Consider the following 19,180-nt stretch of genomic DNA (forward strand, 5'->3'; position numbering starts at 1 on the left):
CGCGACACGGCGCACCCAGGCGAGCGCCTGCCGCTCGACGGGATCCAGTTCGCGCGGCGGGGGGACCGGAGCATTCATGGTTGGGATCATGGCGTCAGACGAGCCATCCTCGGGTAGCGCCCGGCAAGCAGGCTTACAGACAAGACGGTTGGGCGGACGCGGATCGGCACGATTTCTTCACTCATGCTTCGGCATGTGCGCCATGCAGTACTCATGGGCGCGTTTCAGTTCCAGGCCGACCAGCCGCGTGGATACGCCGAAGCGCACCGCCACCTCCTGGTTGGAACGCTCCTCCACGCGTACCGCGAGGAAGATCGCCCGCCGCCGGGGCGGCATGCTGTCGATCAGCCGCGCCAGCGCCTCCACCTCGTCGCGCGCGGCCACGGTCTGCGCCGGCCCCGGGGCGGGATCGGCGATCTCGAGCATCAGCGTGTCCACCTCGTCCGCGCTCATATAGCGGCGGTCGCGCTGGAGCCGGTCCAGCGCGAGGTTGGTCGCCATCCGCATCAGGTAGGCGGCCGGGCTCTTGACCGGGCCGCTCTCCTCGCTGCGGTCTTCCAGATGGACCCAGGTGTCGTGCAGCGCGTCGCTGGCCAGCTCGGACGAGCCGAGCCGCCACGTCAGGCGCCGCTTGAGGTCTTCGTAGCGCAGCGCGAGGAGATCGCGCAGGGTGGCGCGGGTGGAATCGCTCATGGCTCAGCCCGCCTGCCGTTCGCACGCGGGGCGGCACGCGCCGGCCTGCGCCGCCCGCGCGTCGCAGTGCACGGGATGGACCAGCAGCACGAAGGGCCGCGACGGATCGGTCGGCGACAGGCCCACATCGACCTGTTCGAGGGTCTCAACGATGGCTGCATCGCGTGCCTTGTCGCCGGTGGTGTCCAGCAGCCGCACGTGGCGAACATGGCCGGACGCATCGACATGCACCCGCAGCGCCAGCCGGTATTCCCCGAACGCCAGCGACGGCCGCGCGCACAGCGCCCGGTAGATGCGCGCCTGCACCGCGCCGTCGACCTGGCGCTGCCGGCTGGCGGTGGCCTCTGGCGCGGGCGCATCCGGCGGGCGGGGTGTGGGGATCAGCACGAAGGCATCGGACGCGGCGGCCTGCACGGCCAGTCCCGTGCCCTCCACCAGCCTGCGCAGCGCGTCCTCGGGGCGATAGCGCCCGTGAACCGGCGCCGAGCTGCGGCCCTCCGCGAGTTCGGAGGGGAAGAAGACGGACAGGCTGGTCAGCCTGTCGTACTGCGCCAGCGCCTGTTTCAAGGGCTGGGCCGGCAGGTCGAAGGCGATCTCGGCCATGCCGTCCGGCGTGGCCTGCTGGGCGCGGAGCTTCTGGCAGGCCATGCAGAGCACGAGCAGCGTCAGGTAACCCACCAGCGCGCGCGCACTGGGCGATGCGACCAGCCTTGCCATCACGATCCAAGATGAGTCGTCCGTTGAGGAATGCCCGACGGCGCTGCATGCGGGCGCCTTGAGCCGGTCCGCATCGTAGGACTCCTGTGTGACGTAACCGTGACTGCAAGGCGGTGCACTGCCCGCCCCCCTCCGGGAGAGGGGCGTGGCAAGTTTCAGCCGGCAACGGCGTCGGTGACTTCATCAGCGGCCAGCCCCGCCGATTCCGTCCCGGCGGCCTGGAAGTTGCGCAGATGCAGGAAGAACTGCCCCATCATCTGCACCCACAGCTGCATCGCCACGCCGACATAGGCGGGCGCAACGCCGCCGGAGACCATCACATCCATCTCCAGCACCACGAACTCGCCATGCTGCGCCACCCGCGCGAAGCGCCGGCTGCGGTGCCACTCGGCCACCACGCCCTCGGGCAGCGTGCCGCCCTGCACGCGCAGCGGGCAGCTCAGCGTGAAATCCACATACTCGCCCGGCGCGGCGGCATTGCCCCACAGCACCTGGAAGCCGACGCCGTGGCTGGCGCTGTGCAGGCGCGGCACGCCCTCCTGCTCGATGACGGTGACGGCGCAGCCGGCCGCCTTGATGGCGTCCGCTACCTGATCGGGCGTGATGGCCTGCAGGAGCGTGGGTTGTTCGGTGGTTTGCGCGACGGTGTCGAACGGCGTGGCGATGGTGGCGATGGTGGTCATGGACTTGTCCTGAGATCTGAAATACGTGGAAGAGGGGTTAGTGCGTCTTTTGCGGCGCGGCGTCCGGCTGGCTCGCTGACTGGGCCGATGGAGCCGCCGGCGCAGCCTGCGCTGCCGCGGCGGCGGAGAACTGCCCTTCGTAGAGCTTGTCGCCAAACTGCTGCGCAATCTGCTCGTAGCGCACGCGGCTCTGCGCGGCGAAGGGCTGGCGCGCGCTCAGCACCGTGCCGAGGTCGACGGTCTCGTAGGCCTGCAGCACCTCCTGGCCCACCGCGTACAGCTGCGCGTTCTTGGCTTCGCACTGGGTCAGCGCGGTCTTCTGCGCGGTGGTTTCGGCGGCCAGGCGCTGGCGCTCGGCGTCCAGTCCGCGCGCCATCCTGAGCAGTTCGTCGTACGCCCCGCGATACTGGGCAATCTGCGCGCCAGCCTTTTCCGCCAGCGCCTGGCCCTGCTGCTGGCTCTGGCGTAGCGCCTCGCGCGACTGGCGCTCGCCGGCCAGTTGCGCGCGCGCAGCCTCCAGCTCCTTCTTCAGGGCCTCGACATCGGCCGACGCCGCGCCGGCCTTGGCGGCGGGCTGGCTGCCGGCGCCGGCCTTGAGCACCGCCAGTTCGTTCTGCGCCTGCTGGAGCTGCGCGGTGGTGTTGCGGAGCTGGTTGCGCAGGCGCTCTTCCATGCTCTGGCCGGCCGGGGCCTGCTGGGCATGGGCGGCGTCGGCGGCGGCGCCGGCCACCAGCAGCGTGGCGGCCAGGGCAATGCCGGGGAGGAACGGATGGGACACGGTGTCCTCCTTAGAAACGGGCGTTGACTTCAAGCTGCAGCGTGTCGATCGACAGCGGCGGCCCGAACACTTCCTTGGTCGAGATCCAGCGGCCGGTCAGCCAGGCGTTCTTGTCGAACGCGTAGGAGCCGCCCAGGTAGTAGCCGCGCGCATTGGTGCCGCCCATGTGGAAGGTAGAGTCGTTGTAGCCGTCCGGCATGGCGTCCGGCTCGATGCGCTTGTAGCCAGCCAGCACGTTCCAGTCGCCGCGTGCCGAAGGCGTGGGCTTGCCGAAGGTGGCCTGGAACATGTAGGCGTTGCCGCCACTCTTGAAGTCCGCGCGGCTGGTGCCGCCGCTGGCGCCGAAGTTGTTCACGATGCCGCCGTTGGCGCGCGCGAACATCTCGTCCGGGTCGTAGGCCAGGTTGCGGATGTAGTTGCCGTCCAGGCGGAGCATGTACTTGCCGGCCACCTTGGTGTCCCAGCGCAGGTTGACGTCGAGCAGCTGGAATTGCGAGGCCAGGCCCACGTACTGCGGCTGCGGCGTATTGGCCGGGTCAAGCGGGTTGAGCGCGATATTGCGCAGCAGCATCAGCGTGTTGCCCTTCTGCATGAAGGCCGGGCGGCTCCAGTCGGTGCTGCAGCTGGTGGCGCCCGCGTAGAGCGCGCACGGGTCGGAGACGCGGCCGCTGACGTTGTGGAAGTCGTAGTAGGCCAGCGCGCCGCGCAGGCGATTGTCGTCGTTCACCTTCCAGCTCGCGCCGATCTGCGCGCCCAGCAGCCACTTGTTCTCGCTGCCCATCTTGTCCTGGCTGTTGCCCGGGAAGCCGTCCGACGAGTATTCGAGCGGGATCAGGCCGAGCGAGCCGAACAGCGAGACGTCGCGGTTGGGTAGCGCCTTGTCGAACTGCGCGGCGATGCCGTCGAAGTTCAGGTCGTTCGAGAACAGCGTGTCAGACGACACGAACGGGTTGCCGAAGCGGCCGCCGGTGATCTTGACCCACTCGAACGGCTGGTACGACAGCCAGCCCTGGTCGAGCCAGACGTCCTTCTTGGCCAGCCCACCGCCGAGCGTCTGGTTGGTGGAGACCGGGCTGTTGTCGTTGCCGGTGGCCAGGCGCACGCCGGCCTTCACGCTCTCGGACACATCGGCCAGCACGCCGAGCCGCGCACGGGCCTTCCACTGGAGCGTGCGGTTCTGGCGCGTGTTGAGCAGCGGCGGCAGCGCCAGGTTGGTGTTCGGGTTGACGTCGAAGCCGCTGCCCGAGTTGATGGCGGCCCAGTCGATCTCGATATTGCTGTTGTTGGCGGAATAGAAGCGCGATTCGTTGCGCAGGCGCACATCGCCCTCGACATGGATGCGCTGGGTCCACTCCGGCATCTCGTTGGGCGCGGCCCAGCCTTCGGCCTTGGCCTGGGCCATCACCTGGACCTTCACCTCGTCGCGGATCTCGTCCCGCACGGTTTCCGGGATGTACGGCACGCGCACGTCGCCCGGTTGCAGCGCGGCGGCGGTCACGGCCCCGGCGGCAACGCCCGTGGCCGCAGCGGCACCGGCACCCGTACCACTGGACGCCTGCATGGTCGCCAGCTGCCGCTGGGTCTGCTGTGCGGCCATCGCCTCGGTCTGGGCCTGCGCCAGCAGGGCCTCGCCGGCGTCCTTGCGCAGCGCGCCGCTCTCGATCAGGCCACGGATCAGCTTGACCATGGTGCTGTCTCCCGGCGCGGCGGCGGTCTGGGCGCGGGCGCCGCCACCCGCGGCCAGCAGCGCGACGGCCAGGGCAAGCGCCTGCGCGCGGCGCCGGGTGCGTGGAGCGCGCGTGATGTGCGGGGTGCACCGGGTGCGCGGGTGGATGGCGGAGGGATTCATCGGTGTGTTCTGCATGATGTGTTGGGAATGGGGGGCACGCGGCATCGTCATGGCCGGCGCCCCTTGATCGACATGCGCAGCGGCGAGCGCAGCGTGGCCGGCGGGCGTTCGTCGGCACGGAATTCGCGCACCATGGCGAGCACCGCTTCGTCAGTCCTCGCGTTGCCGGTGCCTTGCGTGAGCTGCACGCGCGTGACGGTGCCGTCCGCATCGAGCCAGAGGTCGATGCGGATATCGTCGAACGCCAGCTGGCGGGTGCGCGCATCACGGGCGAACGCCTGCTGCAGCGCGTTGGACAGCCACGACGCATAGGAGCGGCTGCCGAGCCCGCCACCGCCGCCGGTCATGCCGCCGCCGCGCCCCGCGCCGATGCCGAACGCATCGGTGCCGGCCTGCGCGGCGCCGTCGATGGTGACCGGGTCGCCCAGATCCTTGGAGGGACTGGGCGGGCTGTCGTCCTTGGGCGGATCGAGCGGTTCCATCGGCTTGGGCTCGGGCTCGCGCACCTCCGGCTTGACCTTCTCCGGCTCCGGCTCGGGCAGCTTCTCGGGCTCGGGCGGCGGAGGCGGCGGCGGGGGCAGCACCAGCGTGGGCGTGGCGGCTACCTCGCGCCTGGTGCTGGCCGTGCCGGACAGCAGGTGCCAGACCACGGCCACAAGCACCACGAACGCCAGCGCGCCAATCAGGTGCCCGCCCCAGCGGCGCCACAGCACCGCAAAGCGCGCGCGGATATCAGGCGGGGGATCGCGACGGTTCACGCTGTCTCCCTTACGCCGGCTTGCCGGTGACGAGGCCAATCTGGTTGAGCTCGATCCGCCGCAGCAGGTCGAGTACCTCCACCACCTTCGCGTATTGCACGGCGGCATCGCCGCGCACGATCACCGGGAAATCCGGCGTCAGCGCCTTCTCGGTGCGCAGGCGCTCCTCCAGTTCCGGCAGCGACACCGGGTAGGCGTCCAGGAACACCTGGCCGGCGTTGTCGATGGTGATGGCCTTGGTCTTGGGCTTCTCCAGCGCTACCGAGGCGCTGGCCTTCGGCAGGTCCACCTTGATGCCAGGGATGCTGGCGTTACTGGTGAGGATGAAGATCACCAGCACCACCAGCAGCACATCCACGAACGGCGTGATGTTGATGCCGCCGGTGCGCTTCTTGGTGCCGAACTTGGCTGCGTGTGCCATGGTCTCGGTACCCCGTCAGGCGCTGTGCAGCGCGGCGGGCACGCGGCGGCCCTCGCCCTGCTCTTCGGCCAGGCGCGTGGCGAACTCGTCCACGAACACCGCCATGTCGGCGCCGATGGCGTCCGAGCGCGAGGCCAGCCAGTTGTAGCCGAACAGCGCAGGGATGGCGACACCGAGGCCGGCGGCGGTACACAGCAGCGCCGCGGCCATGCCCGGTGCCACCGAGTTGATGTCCACGGCGCCGGCCATGGCCGCCACCACGAACACCAGCATGATGCCGATGACCGTACCGAACAGGCCCACGTAGGGGGCGCCCTCGATAGTGGTGGAGAGCCAGTTCATGCGTTGCGCCATGCGCTCGTTCTCGCGCACCATCACGCCGTCCATCGCCGCGCGGATCGCGCTGATGGTGGCATCCGACACCGCGTTGAGGTCGTAGCCCATCTGGTGGCGGCGATGCAGCTCCTCGGTGGCCACCTCGTACAGGCGCCACAGCGACGAGTACGCCTTCACCTCCGCCGGCACGCGGCCAGTCTTGGCGAGGTGGTCCAGCGAGGCCGCGGAGGTATCGCGGAAATGCGCCATGAAGGCGGCGTTGGCGCGCGCGTTGGCGCCGTAGCTGCGGCCCTTGGTGATCATGATGGCCCACGAGGCGGCCATCATCAGGCCCAGCAGCGCCACCACGATCCAGGCGTCCAGCGGCATGGCCGCAAGGATGAAGCCGAAATGGCTCTTGCCGGCCTGCTGCTCATCGGGTCCGTATGCCGTCAGGCGCGATTCGGCGCCTTGCGACACGGCATCCGCCAGCAGCAGCGGCGCCGGGCGCGCGATCTTCGACAAACGCAGTTCGTCGATGGCGCCGGCGAACGGCGTGCCACCGGCCTCGGCGGTAGCCCCCGCCAACGGCGCGCCGATGGCGGCGGGCGTGTTCAGCGCCGGCAGCGCCAGCGGCAGCGTCGCAGCCGAGCGGCCGCCCACGTACAGCGTGACCGCCTTGCCATCCGCACTGACCGCCAGGTGCGACCACTGCCCGGCCTGCACCGGCTGGCCCGGGCGGCTGCGCTGGCCGTTGACCTGTACGAACGGCACGCCCTGGTCGATGCCGATCACCAGTTCGCTGGCGCCATCGCGGCGGGCATAGATCACCTGCTGCGCGCCGAGCTGGTCCGGGCGTACCCACGCCGAGAACGTGAACGCCGCGCCGGCCTGCAACGCCAGCGACGGCGAGGCGGGCAGCATCAGCGGTGCAGCGCCAAGCTGCGCGCCGCGCCCGATGATGGTGCCGTCCTTGGTCACCACGGCGGTCTGGCTGTTGTTGCCGTAGGCGGTGGAGTCGCGCGCCGGCACGTTGGCCTCGGCGAAGTGATAGACCAGCGTGTAGTCGGGGTCGAAACTGCGCTGGCCGTTGCCCGATGCGGGCGCCTTGGGGTTGCCGTAGTACATCCAGATCTGCTGCGGACTGCCCGCCGAGACGGCCGGCACATCCACCCAGACCAGCGCGATGCCCAGCAACGGGTCGAACTGTTCGATCTGATGGTTCAGCACGGTCTTGTCGTCACCGGCGACGAAGCGCAGGTCGGCACCGCTCTCGCTGACGCCCTCGAAGCTGAAGTTGCCGGTATGCAGGCGCAGCAGTACCGGCGTGCGGCCGGCATCGCCGCCAATGGCACCGCCCTGCGGGCCGGCATCGATCGTGACCGGCTTGCGATAGGCCCAGTCGGGCTGCCACCAGGCGTGCGCCAGGCCCGGCAGCAGGGTGCTCGCTAGCGCGAGCAGAAGCAAAACGATGCGTCGCATGACAAGGATTCTCCGTAGATATATGAGGGGCGCCCGCGCTCAGTAGCTCGCGGTGACGCTGAAATTCAGGCGTGGATCGAAGCGTTCCGTGCGGGGGCCAGCCTTGAGCGGGAAGCCCAGGTCCAGGCGGCCCGTGACCTGCTGGCCGAGGCGGAAGCTGGTGCCCAGGCCCACCGAGGCCAGCGAGAAGGTGCTTTCCTGCTCGGGCAGCGGTTCGCGCAGCCGCAGCTGGCCGCCATCGACGAAGGCGTACACGCGCCAGTCCTCGACCACGGTGGGGAAAAACGGCAGCGGCGGCGCGCGCAGTTCGAGCGAGCCGACCACGCCGTAGTCGCCGGTGGCTTCGGCCGAGAGGTAGCCGCGCACCGAGTTCATGCCGCCGGCCGCGATCTGCTCGCTCGATACCAGCGGGGAATCGGTGATCTGCCCGGCCAGCCGCCACGCGAGCTGGGTGTTGCCGGGGAAGCTGTAGCTGCCGGTGGTGTCGGCCTTGAGCACGGTGAAGCTCGGCGACGCCTTGTAGCGCTTGTAGTCGAACTGTTCCCAGTTGCTGCCGTAGCCGAGGAAGCTGCGCGTGCCGGATACCAGCGCGATGTTCAGGCCGTACTGGCCGCGCTCGCTCTGGGTAAAGCCCGAATAGGACAGCGTGATGGGCGCGTACTTGAGCGGCACGTTGTCGCTGGCGCTGCCGAGGCGGGTGGTTTCCTGGTTGTCCTTGAAGTCCACGCCAAGGCTCAGCGCATGCCACCACGCGCCGGTGTCCGGCACGGTGTAGGTGCCCTTGACCCCGACCGAGTGGCCCTTGCCGAGCACGCTGGTGCCGCCCACCGTGGCGACATTGCTGTCCGACTTGTAGCCCGAGGCTTCCACGCTCCAGTTCGTGCCCCGGAACGGCGCCACGTAGGAGCCCGAGAACACCTTGGTCTGGTTCATGTCCTGCGGCGCGCCGAAGACGCTCAGCGAGGCGCTGTGGCCGAGCTGCCAGAGGTTGTCGTGCCCCAGCGAGGCGGTGGCGCGCAGGGCCTCGGTATCGGGGCTGTAGTCGTTATTCAGGCCGACGCTGGCGCGCCACGGGCTGCTGTCGTCCACCTTCAGGTCGACATCCATCGTGCCGGGCAGGCTGCCCTGCCGGACCAGCGGCGCCACCTGGCGCTTCGCGCCGCGATTCACGGCGGTCAGCTCCGCCTGTACCTGCGTGAAGTCGGGCACTGCGCCTTCCTTCAGCGCCGGCACCTGCTCGCGTACCTCGCGCGGGGAGTTGTACTCGGTGCCCACCACGCGCACGCGGCCCACGCGCGTCTCGCTGACCTGCAGGAACACGATGCCGCCGCTGACCTGCTGCTCGGGCAGTTCGACATAGACCGACTGGTAGCCCTTGGCCTGGTAGGCCGCCGTGAGCGCGTCGCGCGCGCCCTCGATGTCCTGCATGGTGCGGTCCGGGCCCAGGAACGGCCGGACTGCCCGCTCGATCGAGCGGACGTCGAGCACGGTATTGCCGCGCACGATGTACTCGTTGACGTTGACACGCCGCGCCGTCTCCGCCGTAGCCGCCGTAGCCACTGCGGCCTGCTGCGCGCCTGCCAGACCCGGGGTTCCCAGTCCAATGACCGCCAGCCACACCGCACTCCAGCTCGAAGGCGGGCCGTTCTTCTTCACGTCATGCATTGTTGACTCAATTGCTCTTGTTCGATTCGGTGCCGTGGCGCGCCCGCGGCCTCGACCAAGGCCCGTGATGCGGATGCATTCGGCAGCGGGAGACATGATGGAAAGCCTTCATGTCAGCGTTGCGCTCGGTTGCCTAGACGGCCGGCACGGCCGCCGACTGTCGTTTGTCACAAAAGCTTCATCGAGAAAAAAATGCTGCGTGGCCACACGGCACGGCTGGCTATACTCGGCCGAGGCAGAGCGCCGGAACGCCGGAACGCCGAAACGGACGGAGGGATCGACATGGGAATGCGGAACTGGCTGGGCGCGATGGCCGCCATCGTGGCGGGCAGCGCGGCGCCCATGACGTCGGCCTGGGCGGCGCCGTGCGTGCAGGTGGAGGTGAACGGGGAACGCGCGCCCTCGTACGACTGCCTGACCGAGAAGCTGAAGCCTGCGCGCGGCGGCCCGGCCGCCAAGGGGGAGACGGCAATGTCGTCCGAATCCACCGTGCAGCGGCCATCAAACCAGCTGGGGCTCTATAACCACGCAGCCACCAGCCACCGCATGGGGAACACCTTCGGCACCTCGGTGTATCCCCAGCGGCCAGCCCCCGCACCGCCGGCTGCGCCGGTGGTGCCACGCGGGCAGCCCTGACGGTTCTTGAGCCTGGGGCGGCGCGGTCCTGTGCCAGCCCGCCCCGCTGCCGCTCTCCATCTCCACCCAGCCTGAATCCCCTTAAATGTATCTAAACGTTTCCAAACGTATCTTCTTGTACAAATTAATACGAATCATTATCATTCGTACTTTCTTTCGTATTTATGCCCCCAACCCATGCGCCTCACACGCATTGCGCTCGTTACCAGTTCCCTGCTTTCCATGTGGCCGACGGCCCCTGCCCTGGCGGCCGATGGCCAGGAATTGCCAGCCGTGGTGGTCACCGGAACCCGTTCGGAGAAGCCGATCGACGAGACGCCCATCCGTACCGAGGTGGTGGATCGGCAGGAAATCGAGCGCACGCATGCGCGCACGCTGAAAGACGCGCTGGAGAACGTGCCCGGCCTGCAACTGCGGGAAATCCACGGCAAATCCGGCTACGAGGTGACGCTGCAGGGCATGACCAGCGACCAGGTGCTGGTGCTGATCGACGGCCTGCCGATCACGGCCAGCACCGGCTCCACGGTGGATGTCTCCCAGTACCTGCTGACCGAGGTGGACCGGGTGGAGGTGGTCAAGGGGGCCAGCTCGGCGCAATACGGCAGTTCGGCCATGGGCGGCGTGATCAACGTCATCACGCGCCCCATCCGCAAGGGCTTTTCGGGCGCGATGACGGCCGATGGCGGCAGCTACGGCGGCCAGAACGCCGATGGCTCGCCCGGCCTGCTGCACGGCAACGTGCGCCTGGAAGGCGGCACCGGGCAGTTCCGTGGCCGGCTTTCCGCCGACGCCCTGGACAACAAGGGCTTCGCAGTGGACCCCGATGGCTGGACCCGCCACGGCGACGCCGTGCGCCGCCAGCAGTACGCGGGCCGGCTGGAGTGGCTGCCCACGCAGGCCGGCAGCTTCTGGTTCGACGCCAGCGCCTATCGGGAAACCGACGAGCAGCGCTACCAGTACTACGCCCCGCCCAACTACGTGCCGCAGCGCAAGACCGAGGATATCGACCGCAACCGCTATACCTATGGCGGCCAATGGCGCTTCGACAACGGCGTGCGGGCCCGGCTGGCGGGTGTGGCCGAGACCTACGACACCACCACGCGCGAGTACTCCAACAGCTTCCAGACCGCCACGCGCAACAGTTCGCAGCGCACCGACCATGTATCGACCCAGTTCGACCTGCCGGCGTGGTACTCGCAACTCTGGCAGTTTGGCGCCGATTTCCACCGCGAGCGGCTGGACCAGACCGTCAACGGCGCCTCCGAGCTGGCCGGGAATGCCGAGCGCCGCGCCGGCGAGCTCTACTTCCAGAACGACATCCTGTTCAGCGAGACCTGGGAGATGATCGTCGGCCTGCGCGGCCAGCAGGATTCGGACTTCGGCAGCCATTTCGCGCCCAAGGTGGGCGTGCGCGGCAACCTGCTCGCCACCGAGGACTGGAAGGGCGTGCTGCGCGCCAACTATGGCCAGGGCTATCGCGTGCCGAACCTCAAGGAGCGGCACTACCTGTTCGACCACAGCTCGCTGGGCTACATGGTGCTGGGCAACCCGGACCTGAAGCCCGAGTCGTCGCACAGCTTCCAGCTCGGCGGCCAGCTGAGCTGGCGCGACCGCGTGACGGTGGATGCCAACCTGTTCTACAACCGCGTCTCGGACCTGATCCAGACCGACATGGCCAACTTCACCGTGGTCAATGGCATTGCCACCTACACCTACCGCAACGTGGCGCGGGCGCGCACGCAGGGCGCGGAAACCTCGCTGCGCTGGCGCGCCACCGGGGCGCTGGGCCTGACCGCCGCCTACACCTACACCGACGCGGACGACCTCGACACCGGCGCGCAGCTGACCCGCCGTCCGCGCCATATGGGCCGCCTTGGCGCCGACTGGCGCGTGCTGCCTTCCACGGAAATCACCGCACGGGCGCGCTTCCAGAGCAGCGAGGTGTCGGATTCCACCACCGGCGCACGCTCGCCAGGCTGGGGCACGCTCGATCTGGTCGTCAACCAGCGCATCGGCCGCAATGCCACCGTCTTCGCCGGCGTGAACAACCTGTTCGGCCGCCAGCGCGATTTTTCGAATGCCAGTGATTTCGGGCCCGTGGCGGGGCGCTTTGTCTATCTGGGCGCGCGATTCAACGTCGACGTCGCCCGCTGATTCCAACAAGCAACCAGGGGAGCGAACCACCATGAAACACACCCAACCCATCACCCGTCGCGCGCTGGGCGCGCTCAGTCTCATCGCGCTGGCCGCGACGCTGGCCGCCTGCGGCGGCGGTGGCGACGATGGCGGCACCGCCACCACGCCGCCCACCAGCGGCGGTGGCACGGTTACCCCGCCGACCACCACGCCGTCCACGTCCAGCTTCACGCAGACGGCCGAATGGACGTTCACGCTGCCGGCCGCCGGCACGTCGCTGTGCTACGACTTCAACACCAAGGCCGAAGTGGCCGGCTGCACCGGCACCGGCTGGGATCTGAAGGTCACCAGCAGCGGGCTCACCGGCACGCTCTGGAGCAATAGCGGCACCAGCGGCACGGGCGGCGGCGGCGTGTTCGGCAGTCCCCTCGCCAACACCTGGGCCGACCTGTCCACCTGGAAGAACGCCACCATCGATCCGGTCAACGGCACGCTGCCTGCCGCCGTGTTCCTGAAGGACTCCGCCGCCGGCGTGTTCGCGAACAGCAACGCGATCAGCTCGGCAGCCTTCGAGTACGGCGTGGCCAGCGCCACCGACCACCTGCTCTACCCGACCTATCGCACCTTCATCATCACCAGCAACAGCGCCAGCGCCGACACCACGGGCACCGTGGGAGCGCCGGTCTTCGCGCTGCAGGTCACTGGCTACTACGGCGGCTCGGGCGGCACCACGTCCGGCTATCCGTCGTTCCGCTGGATCGACCGCAGCGCGCCGGGCGTGGTGCGCACGGCCCAGGTCAATGCCTCGGCGGACTGGGTCTACTACGACCTGGTGGCGGGTGCCGTCAGCACGGCCAGCGGCACGTGGCATATCGCGTTCAACCGCTATAACGTGAAGCTGAATGGCGGCCAGTCCGGCAGCGGCACCGTGGCGGGCTTCCTGGGCAAGACGCCGGCGGGCTTCTATGACGGCACCGGTGCGCCGGTTGCGTCGAAGTTCACCGATGCCTCGAACCTCACCGCCACGCTGGCCGACCTCACCGCGCCGGACCTGACGCTGCCCACGGCCGCCAACCAGTGGATCAAGGACGCCAACGCTTCGGCCCTGAACCCGAAGTACACCGGCACCTACCCGAACGCGCTGAACTACGGCTGGCTCTCCTACTTCCCGACCGCTGCCGCGTCGGCCGCGAATGGCCTGCCCGCGGTGGCGCACCTGATCGCCGCCAATCCGCAAGGCGCCGTCATGCTGCGCGGTGGCGAGGGCTCCACCTACGCCCGCTTCCACCTGACCAAGATCCAGTACGCCGATCCGAACGTCAACAGCAGCGCGCAGACGTGGACCATCAATTTCGACGTGCAGCCCTGATACCCGACCCCCAAACAACCCGAACCCTATGGCACACGATAGTTTTGAAGCCCTGCGCCAGCGCCACGACGCGCTGGTGGCCGCCACGCCCGACCTGCGCATCCGCGAACGCGCCAGCCGCCTTGGCGCGACCGAGGCCGAACTGGTAGCCGCCGGCTGCGGCGTGACCTCGCGCCAGCTGGGCGGCACCGCGCAGGCGGTGTTCCGCGACCTCGGCTCCCTCGGGTCGGTCATGGCGCTGTCCCGCAACGACGCCGCCGTGCACGAGCGGCATGGCCACTACGAGAACATCCAGGCCGATAATGGCCCGGTCGGCATCGTGCTCGGGCCGGATATCGACCTGCGCATGTTCTTCAGCGCGTGGCAGTACTTCTACGCGGTAACCGAGAACGGCCGGGACAGCATCCAGTTCTTCGACAAGGCCGGCGAGGCGGTGCACAAGGTCTACCGCACCGCCCAGACCGACGCGGCGGCCTGGCAGGCGTACATCGACCGGCATGCCCTGCCGGCGGCGACGCCCGTGGTGGTGGCGCCGTTCGCGGCGTCCACGGAAGCCGCCCAGCCCGCTGACGCCGAAGCGCTGCGCACCGACTGGCGCGGCCTGAAAGACACGCACGACTTCTTCAGCATGCTGCGCCAGCACAAGGTCTCGCGCATCGGTGCGCTGCGCAACGCCGGCCAGGACCTGGCGCAGCAGGTGGCCGACGGCGCGGTGGAAACGGTGCTGCAACGGGCGGCGGAGACGGAGCTGTCGATCATGTGCTTTGTCGCCAATCGCGGCATCGTGCAGATCCACACCGGGCCGGTGCAGCGGCTGGCCCGGACCGGCCCGTGGTTCAACGTGCTGGACCCGGCGTTCAACCTGCACCTGAACACTACCGCGGTGACGTCAAGCTGGGTGGTCAACAAGCCTACGGTCGATGGCTGGGTCACGTCGCTCGAGCTGTATGGCGCGGACGGCGCGCTGATCGTGCAGTTCTTCGGCGAGCGCAAGCCCGGCAAGCCGGAGCTGCCGGCGTGGCGCGCCCTGCTGCAGTCCCTGTGCCCGACGGCGCTGGCGGCGTAAGCCGTCTTTTCAGGAAGGAGGTTTCATCATGACTTTGCTGCGCCTGGCGCTGCTTTCGCTGCTGTGCGCAGCCGGCATGACCCACGCGGCGCCGCCGGCCCGCGTGGTCGGGCTGGGCGGCGCCATCACCGAGATTGTCTATGCGCTCGACGCTGGCGGCACGCTGGTCGGCGCCGATTCGTCGAGCATCTACCCGCCCGAGGCGCTCAAGCTGCCCAAGGTGGGCTACTACCGCACGTTCTCGGTGGAGGGCGTTGCCAGCCTGAAGCCGAACCTCGTGCTGGCGTCCGACCAGAGCGGCCCGCCGCAGGCCTTCGAGCAATTGCAGCGCCTGGGCAGCAAGGTGGTGGTGCTGCCCTCCGCGCCCACGCTGGCGGCACTGGACCAGCGCATCCTCGGCGTGGCCGCCGCGCTGGACATGCAGGCCCGGGGCACCGCCCTGGTCGATCGGCTGCACGCCGAACTGCGCGAGCTCAAGCCGCCGGCACAGCGTCTGCGCGTGCTGATGGTGAGCAGCCATACCGGCAAGATGCAGGCCGCCGGCGAGGAGACCGCCGCCGACGCGATGCTGGCGCTGGCCGGCGCGACCAATGTGCTGGCCGGCCAGACCGGCTACAAACCCTTCTCGGCCGAGGCGGCTGCCGCGCTCAAACCCGATGTCATCGTCACCACAACGATGTCCGTCAGTGCCAGCGGCGGCGTGGACAAGTTCCTGGCGCAGCCCGGCCTGAACGCCACACCGGCCGCGCGCCAGAAGCGCGTGATCGTCATGGATGACCTGCTGCTGCTCGGCTTCGGCCCGCGCCTGCCGGACGCGCTGCGCCAGCTGCAGGCCGGCTTTGCGGCCCGCCCGGTGGCCGCCGCACGCTGATGCCGCGTCCGCCGCTTGCCGTATTCACGGCCCTCTGCGCCGTGCTGGTGGTCTCCGCGCTATGGGCGTCCGCCAGCGGCGCGCTGTCGATCCCGCACGGCAGGCTGCTGCCGCTGCTGTGGTCCGGCGCCACCGACGGTGACGACGTCATCTGGCGCAATGTGCTGATCGAGGTGCGGCTGCCCCGCATCGTGCTGGCGGTCACCGCGGGCGCCGCGCTGGCGCTCTCCGGCGCCGTGATGCAGGCGCTGTTCCGCAACCCGCTGGCGGAGCCGGGCCTGATCGGCATTTCGCTGGGCGGCGCCGCCGGTGCGGTGGCGGCCATCGTGCTGGGGGCGGAAGGGCTGTTCGGCATCGCGCCGGCCGCTTTCGGCGGCAGCCTGATCGCCACCGCGCTGGCCTATCGCCTGGGCACGCTACGGCCCGGCGTGGCCAGCCTGCTGCTGGCGGGCGTGGCCATCAACGCCATCTGCGCCAGCATCGTCGGCTTCTTCACCTATCAGGCCAGCGATGTGCAGCTGCGCAACCTCACCTTCTGGAACATGGGCAGTCTGGCCGGCGCCACGTGGAGCATGCTGGCCTGGCTGGTACCGCTGGTAGTGGTGATCTGCGCGTTGATGTTGCGTGACTGGCGCGCGATGAACGCGCTGCTGCTGGGCGAGCGCGAGGCGCAGCACCTCGGCTTCGACCTCGCACGCCTGCGCCGGCGCCTGATCGTGCTGACCGCCCTGCTGGTGGGCCCCCTCGTCGCCGTGACCGGCACCATCACCTTCGTCGGGCTGGTGGTGCCGCACCTGATCCGTCTGCCGCTGGGGGCCGATCACCGATGGCTGCTGCCGAATACGCTGGCTGGTGGCGCGATTGCCCTCACGCTGGCCGACTGGCTGGCGCGCACGGTGGTGATTCCTGCCGAGTTGCCGATCGGCATCGTCACGAGCCTCGTGGGCGGCCCCTTCCTGTTGTGGATGCTGACGCGCCGGAGCGCCTGACATGCTGACTGCACGCAACCTGCAATGCAGCCGTGGCCGCCGCCGCGTGCTGGACGCCATCGATATCGACCTGCCCGCCGGGGAAGTGCTGGGCGTGCTGGGCGCCAACGGCGCCGGCAAGAGCACCCTGCTCGGCACGCTGGCCGGCGAGCTGACTCCGGAGCCGGGCCTGTTGCTCAATGGGCGGGAGATGGCCGCGTGGTCGGTGGCGTCGCTGGCGCGCTGCCGCGCCGTGCTGCCGCAATCGCCGGGGCTCGGCTTCGACCTGCCCGCGCGTGACGTGGTGGCGATGGGTGCCTACCCGTTCCCCGAACTGGCGCCGCGCGCGCTCGCCACGCTGATCGACCGCACGCTGGAGATTGCGGACGTGCGCGCGCTGGCGCCGCGCGCCTACCAGAGCCTGTCCGGTGGCGAACAGCAGCGCGTGCAGTTCGCCCGCACGCTGGTTCAGGTGCTGGCCTGCCGGGCGGCTGACGAGTACCGGGTGCTGTTCCTCGACGAACCTACGTCGAGCCTGGACCCGCGCCACCAGTTGCTGTTGCTCCAGGCCGTGCGCACGCTGAGCCGCACCGATGGCCTCGCGGTGCTGGTGGTGCTCCACGACGTCAACCTCGCCGCGCGCTGGTGCGACCGCCTGCTGTTGCTGGCCGATGGCCGCACCGTTGCGCTGGGCGCACCGGCGGACGTGCTGTCGCCAGCCCATCTGGCCACGGTGTACGGCATGGACGCCACCGTCATCGACTCCCCGGTGCATCCGGGCACACCGATGGTGGTGTTCGGCTAAGCGCCGCGCACAGCCGAGGCCGCAACCGGGGGCCGGTCAGATCGGCAGGCCCTTCTCGCGCAGTACCGCGTCGAACCGTTCCGGGTCCGCGGTGCCGAGCCGGTTCGTTTCGCGAATCCCGGCCTCGCGCTCCAGGTGCAGGCGCGTGCGGCGCAGGACATCGGCGGCTTCGGCCGCCGGCACCGCAATCACCCCATCGGCATCGCCGACAATCAGGTCGCCGGGCAGGACGGCCATGCCCGCACACGAGACCGGCACGTTGATCTCGCCCGGGCCATCCTTGCTCGGGCCGCGATGGGTATGACCCCTCGCAAAGATCGGCATGCCGTCCTCGGCCCACTCCAGCAGGTCGCGGATGGCGCCGTCGATCACCAGCCCGCCGAGCTGCCTGGCCATGCAGGTGGTGCGCATCAGCCCGCCAACGAGGGCCTGCGTGACGTCGGCGCCGCCGTCGATGACAAGCACGTCGCCGGGCTGCACCATCATCAGCGCCTTGTGGATCATCAGGTTGTCACCGGGCCGCACGCGCACGGTCACGGCCGGCCCGCAGAGCACGGTTTCCAGCCGCGCGTGATACTGCCGCAAGCCGTACGTGCCGACGTTGCGGCTCATGGCATCGCCAATCGCCGCCACGGGCATCTCGCGGAACGCGTCGACGATGGCTTTCGCAGGCCCCTCGGCGCGCGGGTTGATGCGATAGCCGGCCGGCCACTGCACCGGTTGGGTGGTATCGGTCATGTCAGGACTCCCTTGTCAGCGGTGATTCAGCGCAGTTGTTCGCAGGCCGTACGCAGGCGCGCCAGGCCGGCTTCGAGCCGCTGCATCGACGTGGCAAACGAGATACGGAAGAACGGCGACACGCCATAGGCGCCGCCCTGCAACACCGCGAGATTCTGCGCATCCAGCAGGTACATCACGAAATCCTCGTCGGTCTCGATCCGCTTGCCATCGGGCGTGGTCTTGCCCAGCAGGGCCGCGCACGAGGGAAACACATAGAACGCGCCTTCGGGCGCATGGCAGGTGATGCCCGGCATGCTGTTCAGCGCCGTCACCACCGCGTCCCGGCGCGACTGGAACACCCGGCTGCGTTCGGCAATGAAGTCCTGCGGCCCGGTCAGTGCTTCCAGCGCTGCTGCCTGGCTGATCGATGACGGATTCGACGTGCTTTGCGACTGCAGCTTGACCATCGTCTTGACCAGCGCCGCCGGCGCGCCGCCGTAGCCAATGCGCCACCCGGTCATGGCGTAGGCCTTCGATACGCCGTTGATGGTCAGCGTGCGTTCCTTGAGCGCCGGCTCCACCTGCGCAATCGTCGCGAACTCGCGGCCATCGTAGAGGATGTGCTCGTAGATATCGTCCGTCATCACCCAGACGTGCGGATGCCGCAGCAGGACCTCCGCCAGCCCTTTCAGCTCCGCATAGGAATAGGTGGCGCCGCTCGGGTTGTTCGGCGCATTCAGCACCAGCCAGCGTGTGCGCGGCGTGATGGCCGCCTCAAGCTGGGCGGGCGTGAGCTTGAACGCGTTCTCGGGCAGGCAGTTGACGAAGACCGGCTTGCCTTCGGCCAGCAGCACGATATCCGGATACGAGACCCAGTACGGCGCCGGCACGATGACTTCATCGCCGGCCTGCACGGTGCACATGAAGGCGTTGAAGATGATCTGCTTGCCACCCGTGCCGACGATCAGCTCGTTGGGCGCGTAGTCGAGCCTGTTGTCGCGGCGGAACTTGTCGGCAATGGCCGCGCGCAACTCGGGCGTGCCGCCGACGTCGGTGTACTTGGTCTGCGACGCCGACATGGCGCGCGTGGCGGCCTCGCAGATGTTCTGCGGGGTGTCGAAGTCAGGCTCGCCGGAAGTCAGTCCGATGATGTCGCGGCCAGCGGCGCGCAACTCCCGGGCGCGCTGGCCCGCCATGGAACTGGGCGACGGCTTGATGCGGTTCAGGCGTTCAGCAATGAGGGGCATG

General features: G+C 69.1%; 18 protein-coding genes. 7 read left to right on the forward strand and 11 right to left on the reverse strand.

The window, feature by feature from the left end; genetic code table 11:
- Positions 1-177 precede the first annotated feature (177 nt).
- The 9 genes from KHO18_RS07885 to KHO18_RS07925 all read right to left on the reverse strand — a co-directional run bounded on the left by KHO18_RS07885 (position 178) and on the right by KHO18_RS07925 (position 9,361).
- Positions 178-693 carry an RNA polymerase sigma factor gene (locus KHO18_RS07885; protein WP_144198520.1) on the reverse strand — a complete coding sequence of 172 codons (516 nt, stop codon included), beginning with the start codon at positions 691-693 and terminating at the stop codon, positions 178-180.
- Between the two features lie 3 nt (positions 694-696).
- Positions 697-1,410 (reverse strand): STN domain-containing protein, encoded by a 714-nt coding sequence (locus tag KHO18_RS07890; protein ID WP_144198523.1) that lies wholly within the window; start codon positions 1,408-1,410, stop codon positions 697-699.
- Between the two features lie 155 nt (positions 1,411-1,565).
- Positions 1,566-2,093 carry a YbjN domain-containing protein gene (locus KHO18_RS07895; protein WP_144198526.1) on the reverse strand — a complete coding sequence of 176 codons (528 nt, stop codon included), beginning with the start codon at positions 2,091-2,093 and terminating at the stop codon, positions 1,566-1,568.
- Positions 2,094-2,130: 37 nt separating this feature from the next.
- Positions 2,131-2,871: a hypothetical protein gene (locus KHO18_RS07900; RefSeq protein ID WP_092295233.1), complete on the reverse strand. Its 741-nt coding sequence runs from the start codon at positions 2,869-2,871 to the stop codon at positions 2,131-2,133.
- A gap of 10 nt (positions 2,872-2,881) precedes the next feature.
- Positions 2,882-4,720 (reverse strand): putative porin, encoded by a 1,839-nt coding sequence (locus KHO18_RS07905; RefSeq protein WP_211942956.1) that lies wholly within the window; start codon positions 4,718-4,720, stop codon positions 2,882-2,884.
- Between the two features lie 47 nt (positions 4,721-4,767).
- On the reverse strand, positions 4,768-5,478 hold the full coding sequence (locus KHO18_RS07910) for an energy transducer TonB (RefSeq protein WP_244844615.1): 711 nt from the start codon (positions 5,476-5,478) through the stop codon (positions 4,768-4,770).
- Positions 5,479-5,488: 10 nt separating this feature from the next.
- On the reverse strand, positions 5,489-5,899 hold the full coding sequence (locus tag KHO18_RS07915) for an ExbD/TolR family protein (protein WP_092295239.1): 411 nt from the start codon (positions 5,897-5,899) through the stop codon (positions 5,489-5,491).
- 15 nt (positions 5,900-5,914) lie between these two features.
- Positions 5,915-7,696 carry a DUF2341 domain-containing protein gene (locus KHO18_RS07920; RefSeq protein ID WP_211942957.1) on the reverse strand — a complete coding sequence of 594 codons (1,782 nt, stop codon included), beginning with the start codon at positions 7,694-7,696 and terminating at the stop codon, positions 5,915-5,917.
- A 39-nt stretch (positions 7,697-7,735) separates the two neighbouring features.
- Positions 7,736-9,361 carry a ShlB/FhaC/HecB family hemolysin secretion/activation protein gene (locus KHO18_RS07925; RefSeq protein ID WP_211942958.1) on the reverse strand — a complete coding sequence of 542 codons (1,626 nt, stop codon included), beginning with the start codon at positions 9,359-9,361 and terminating at the stop codon, positions 7,736-7,738.
- 282 nt (positions 9,362-9,643) lie between these two features.
- Here KHO18_RS07925 and KHO18_RS07930 point away from each other — a divergent pair, with 282 nt between their 5' ends.
- The 7 genes from KHO18_RS07930 to KHO18_RS07960 all read left to right on the forward strand — a co-directional run bounded on the left by KHO18_RS07930 (position 9,644) and on the right by KHO18_RS07960 (position 17,212).
- Positions 9,644-9,997: a hypothetical protein gene (locus KHO18_RS07930; RefSeq protein WP_211942959.1), complete on the forward strand. Its 354-nt coding sequence runs from the start codon at positions 9,644-9,646 to the stop codon at positions 9,995-9,997.
- A gap of 222 nt (positions 9,998-10,219) precedes the next feature.
- The gene (locus KHO18_RS07935) at positions 10,220-12,151 is read left to right on the forward strand and encodes a TonB-dependent receptor plug domain-containing protein (protein ID WP_244844616.1); all 1,932 of its coding nucleotides are present in this window, start codon (positions 10,220-10,222) and stop codon (positions 12,149-12,151) included.
- Between the two features lie 31 nt (positions 12,152-12,182).
- Positions 12,183-13,502, forward strand: coding sequence for an HmuY family protein (locus KHO18_RS07940; RefSeq protein ID WP_144198546.1), 1,320 nt, complete (start codon positions 12,183-12,185; stop codon positions 13,500-13,502).
- 28 nt (positions 13,503-13,530) lie between these two features.
- On the forward strand, positions 13,531-14,568 hold the full coding sequence (locus tag KHO18_RS07945) for a hemin-degrading factor (RefSeq protein WP_211942960.1): 1,038 nt from the start codon (positions 13,531-13,533) through the stop codon (positions 14,566-14,568).
- A 28-nt stretch (positions 14,569-14,596) separates the two neighbouring features.
- Positions 14,597-15,439: a heme/hemin ABC transporter substrate-binding protein gene (locus tag KHO18_RS07950; RefSeq protein WP_211942961.1), complete on the forward strand. Its 843-nt coding sequence runs from the start codon at positions 14,597-14,599 to the stop codon at positions 15,437-15,439.
- Complete coding sequence (locus KHO18_RS07955) at positions 15,439-16,428, forward strand: FecCD family ABC transporter permease (protein WP_144198554.1); 990 nt, start codon at positions 15,439-15,441, stop codon at positions 16,426-16,428. The genes KHO18_RS07950 and KHO18_RS07955 overlap by 1 nt, the downstream gene beginning before the upstream one ends.
- A gap of 1 nt (position 16,429) precedes the next feature.
- Entirely contained in the window at positions 16,430-17,212 is a 783-nt protein-coding gene (locus KHO18_RS07960; RefSeq protein ID WP_144198557.1) for a heme ABC transporter ATP-binding protein, read from the forward strand.
- A gap of 36 nt (positions 17,213-17,248) precedes the next feature.
- Here the strand turns inward: KHO18_RS07960 and KHO18_RS07965 are convergent, their stop codons facing one another.
- Together KHO18_RS07965 and KHO18_RS07970 are read right to left on the reverse strand one after the other, a co-directional pair.
- The gene (locus KHO18_RS07965) at positions 17,249-17,950 is read right to left on the reverse strand and encodes an RraA family protein (protein ID WP_211942962.1); all 702 of its coding nucleotides are present in this window, start codon (positions 17,948-17,950) and stop codon (positions 17,249-17,251) included.
- 26 nt (positions 17,951-17,976) lie between these two features.
- The gene (locus tag KHO18_RS07970; RefSeq protein WP_211942963.1) at positions 17,977-19,179 is read right to left on the reverse strand and encodes a pyridoxal phosphate-dependent aminotransferase; all 1,203 of its coding nucleotides are present in this window, start codon (positions 19,177-19,179) and stop codon (positions 17,977-17,979) included.
- Position 19,180: the final 1 nt, after the last annotated feature.

The organism is Cupriavidus campinensis, from assembly GCF_905397395.1.
GTDB lineage: Bacteria > Pseudomonadota > Gammaproteobacteria > Burkholderiales > Burkholderiaceae > Cupriavidus > Cupriavidus campinensis.

Bases quoted from the DNA above. Each gene is read 5' to 3' on its own strand.
- KHO18_RS07960 (WP_144198557.1), top strand. From the start codon at position 16,430: ATGCTGACTGCACGCAACCTGCAATGCAGCCGTGGCCGCCGCCGCGTG.
- KHO18_RS07950 (WP_211942961.1), top strand. From the start codon at position 14,597: ATGACTTTGCTGCGCCTGGCGCTGCTTTCGCTGCTGTGCGCAGCCGGC.
- KHO18_RS07885 (WP_144198520.1), bottom strand. From the start codon at position 693: ATGAGCGATTCCACCCGCGCCACCCTGCGCGATCTCCTCGCGCTGCGC.
- KHO18_RS07930 (WP_211942959.1), top strand. From the start codon at position 9,644: ATGGGAATGCGGAACTGGCTGGGCGCGATGGCCGCCATCGTGGCGGGC.
- KHO18_RS07940 (WP_144198546.1), top strand. From the start codon at position 12,183: ATGAAACACACCCAACCCATCACCCGTCGCGCGCTGGGCGCGCTCAGT.
- KHO18_RS07945 (WP_211942960.1), top strand. From the start codon at position 13,531: ATGGCACACGATAGTTTTGAAGCCCTGCGCCAGCGCCACGACGCGCTG.
- KHO18_RS07955 (WP_144198554.1), top strand. From the start codon at position 15,439: ATGCCGCGTCCGCCGCTTGCCGTATTCACGGCCCTCTGCGCCGTGCTG.
- KHO18_RS07915 (WP_092295239.1), bottom strand. From the start codon at position 5,899: ATGGCACACGCAGCCAAGTTCGGCACCAAGAAGCGCACCGGCGGCATC.
- KHO18_RS07895 (WP_144198526.1), bottom strand. From the start codon at position 2,093: ATGACCACCATCGCCACCATCGCCACGCCGTTCGACACCGTCGCGCAA.
- KHO18_RS07890 (WP_144198523.1), bottom strand. From the start codon at position 1,410: ATGGCAAGGCTGGTCGCATCGCCCAGTGCGCGCGCGCTGGTGGGTTAC.
- KHO18_RS07905 (WP_211942956.1), bottom strand. From the start codon at position 4,720: ATGAATCCCTCCGCCATCCACCCGCGCACCCGGTGCACCCCGCACATC.
- KHO18_RS07965 (WP_211942962.1), bottom strand. From the start codon at position 17,950: ATGACCGATACCACCCAACCGGTGCAGTGGCCGGCCGGCTATCGCATC.
- KHO18_RS07920 (WP_211942957.1), bottom strand. From the start codon at position 7,696: ATGCGACGCATCGTTTTGCTTCTGCTCGCGCTAGCGAGCACCCTGCTG.
- KHO18_RS07935 (WP_244844616.1), top strand. From the start codon at position 10,220: ATGTGGCCGACGGCCCCTGCCCTGGCGGCCGATGGCCAGGAATTGCCA.
- KHO18_RS07970 (WP_211942963.1), bottom strand. From the start codon at position 19,179: ATGCCCCTCATTGCTGAACGCCTGAACCGCATCAAGCCGTCGCCCAGT.
- KHO18_RS07925 (WP_211942958.1), bottom strand. From the start codon at position 9,361: ATGCATGACGTGAAGAAGAACGGCCCGCCTTCGAGCTGGAGTGCGGTG.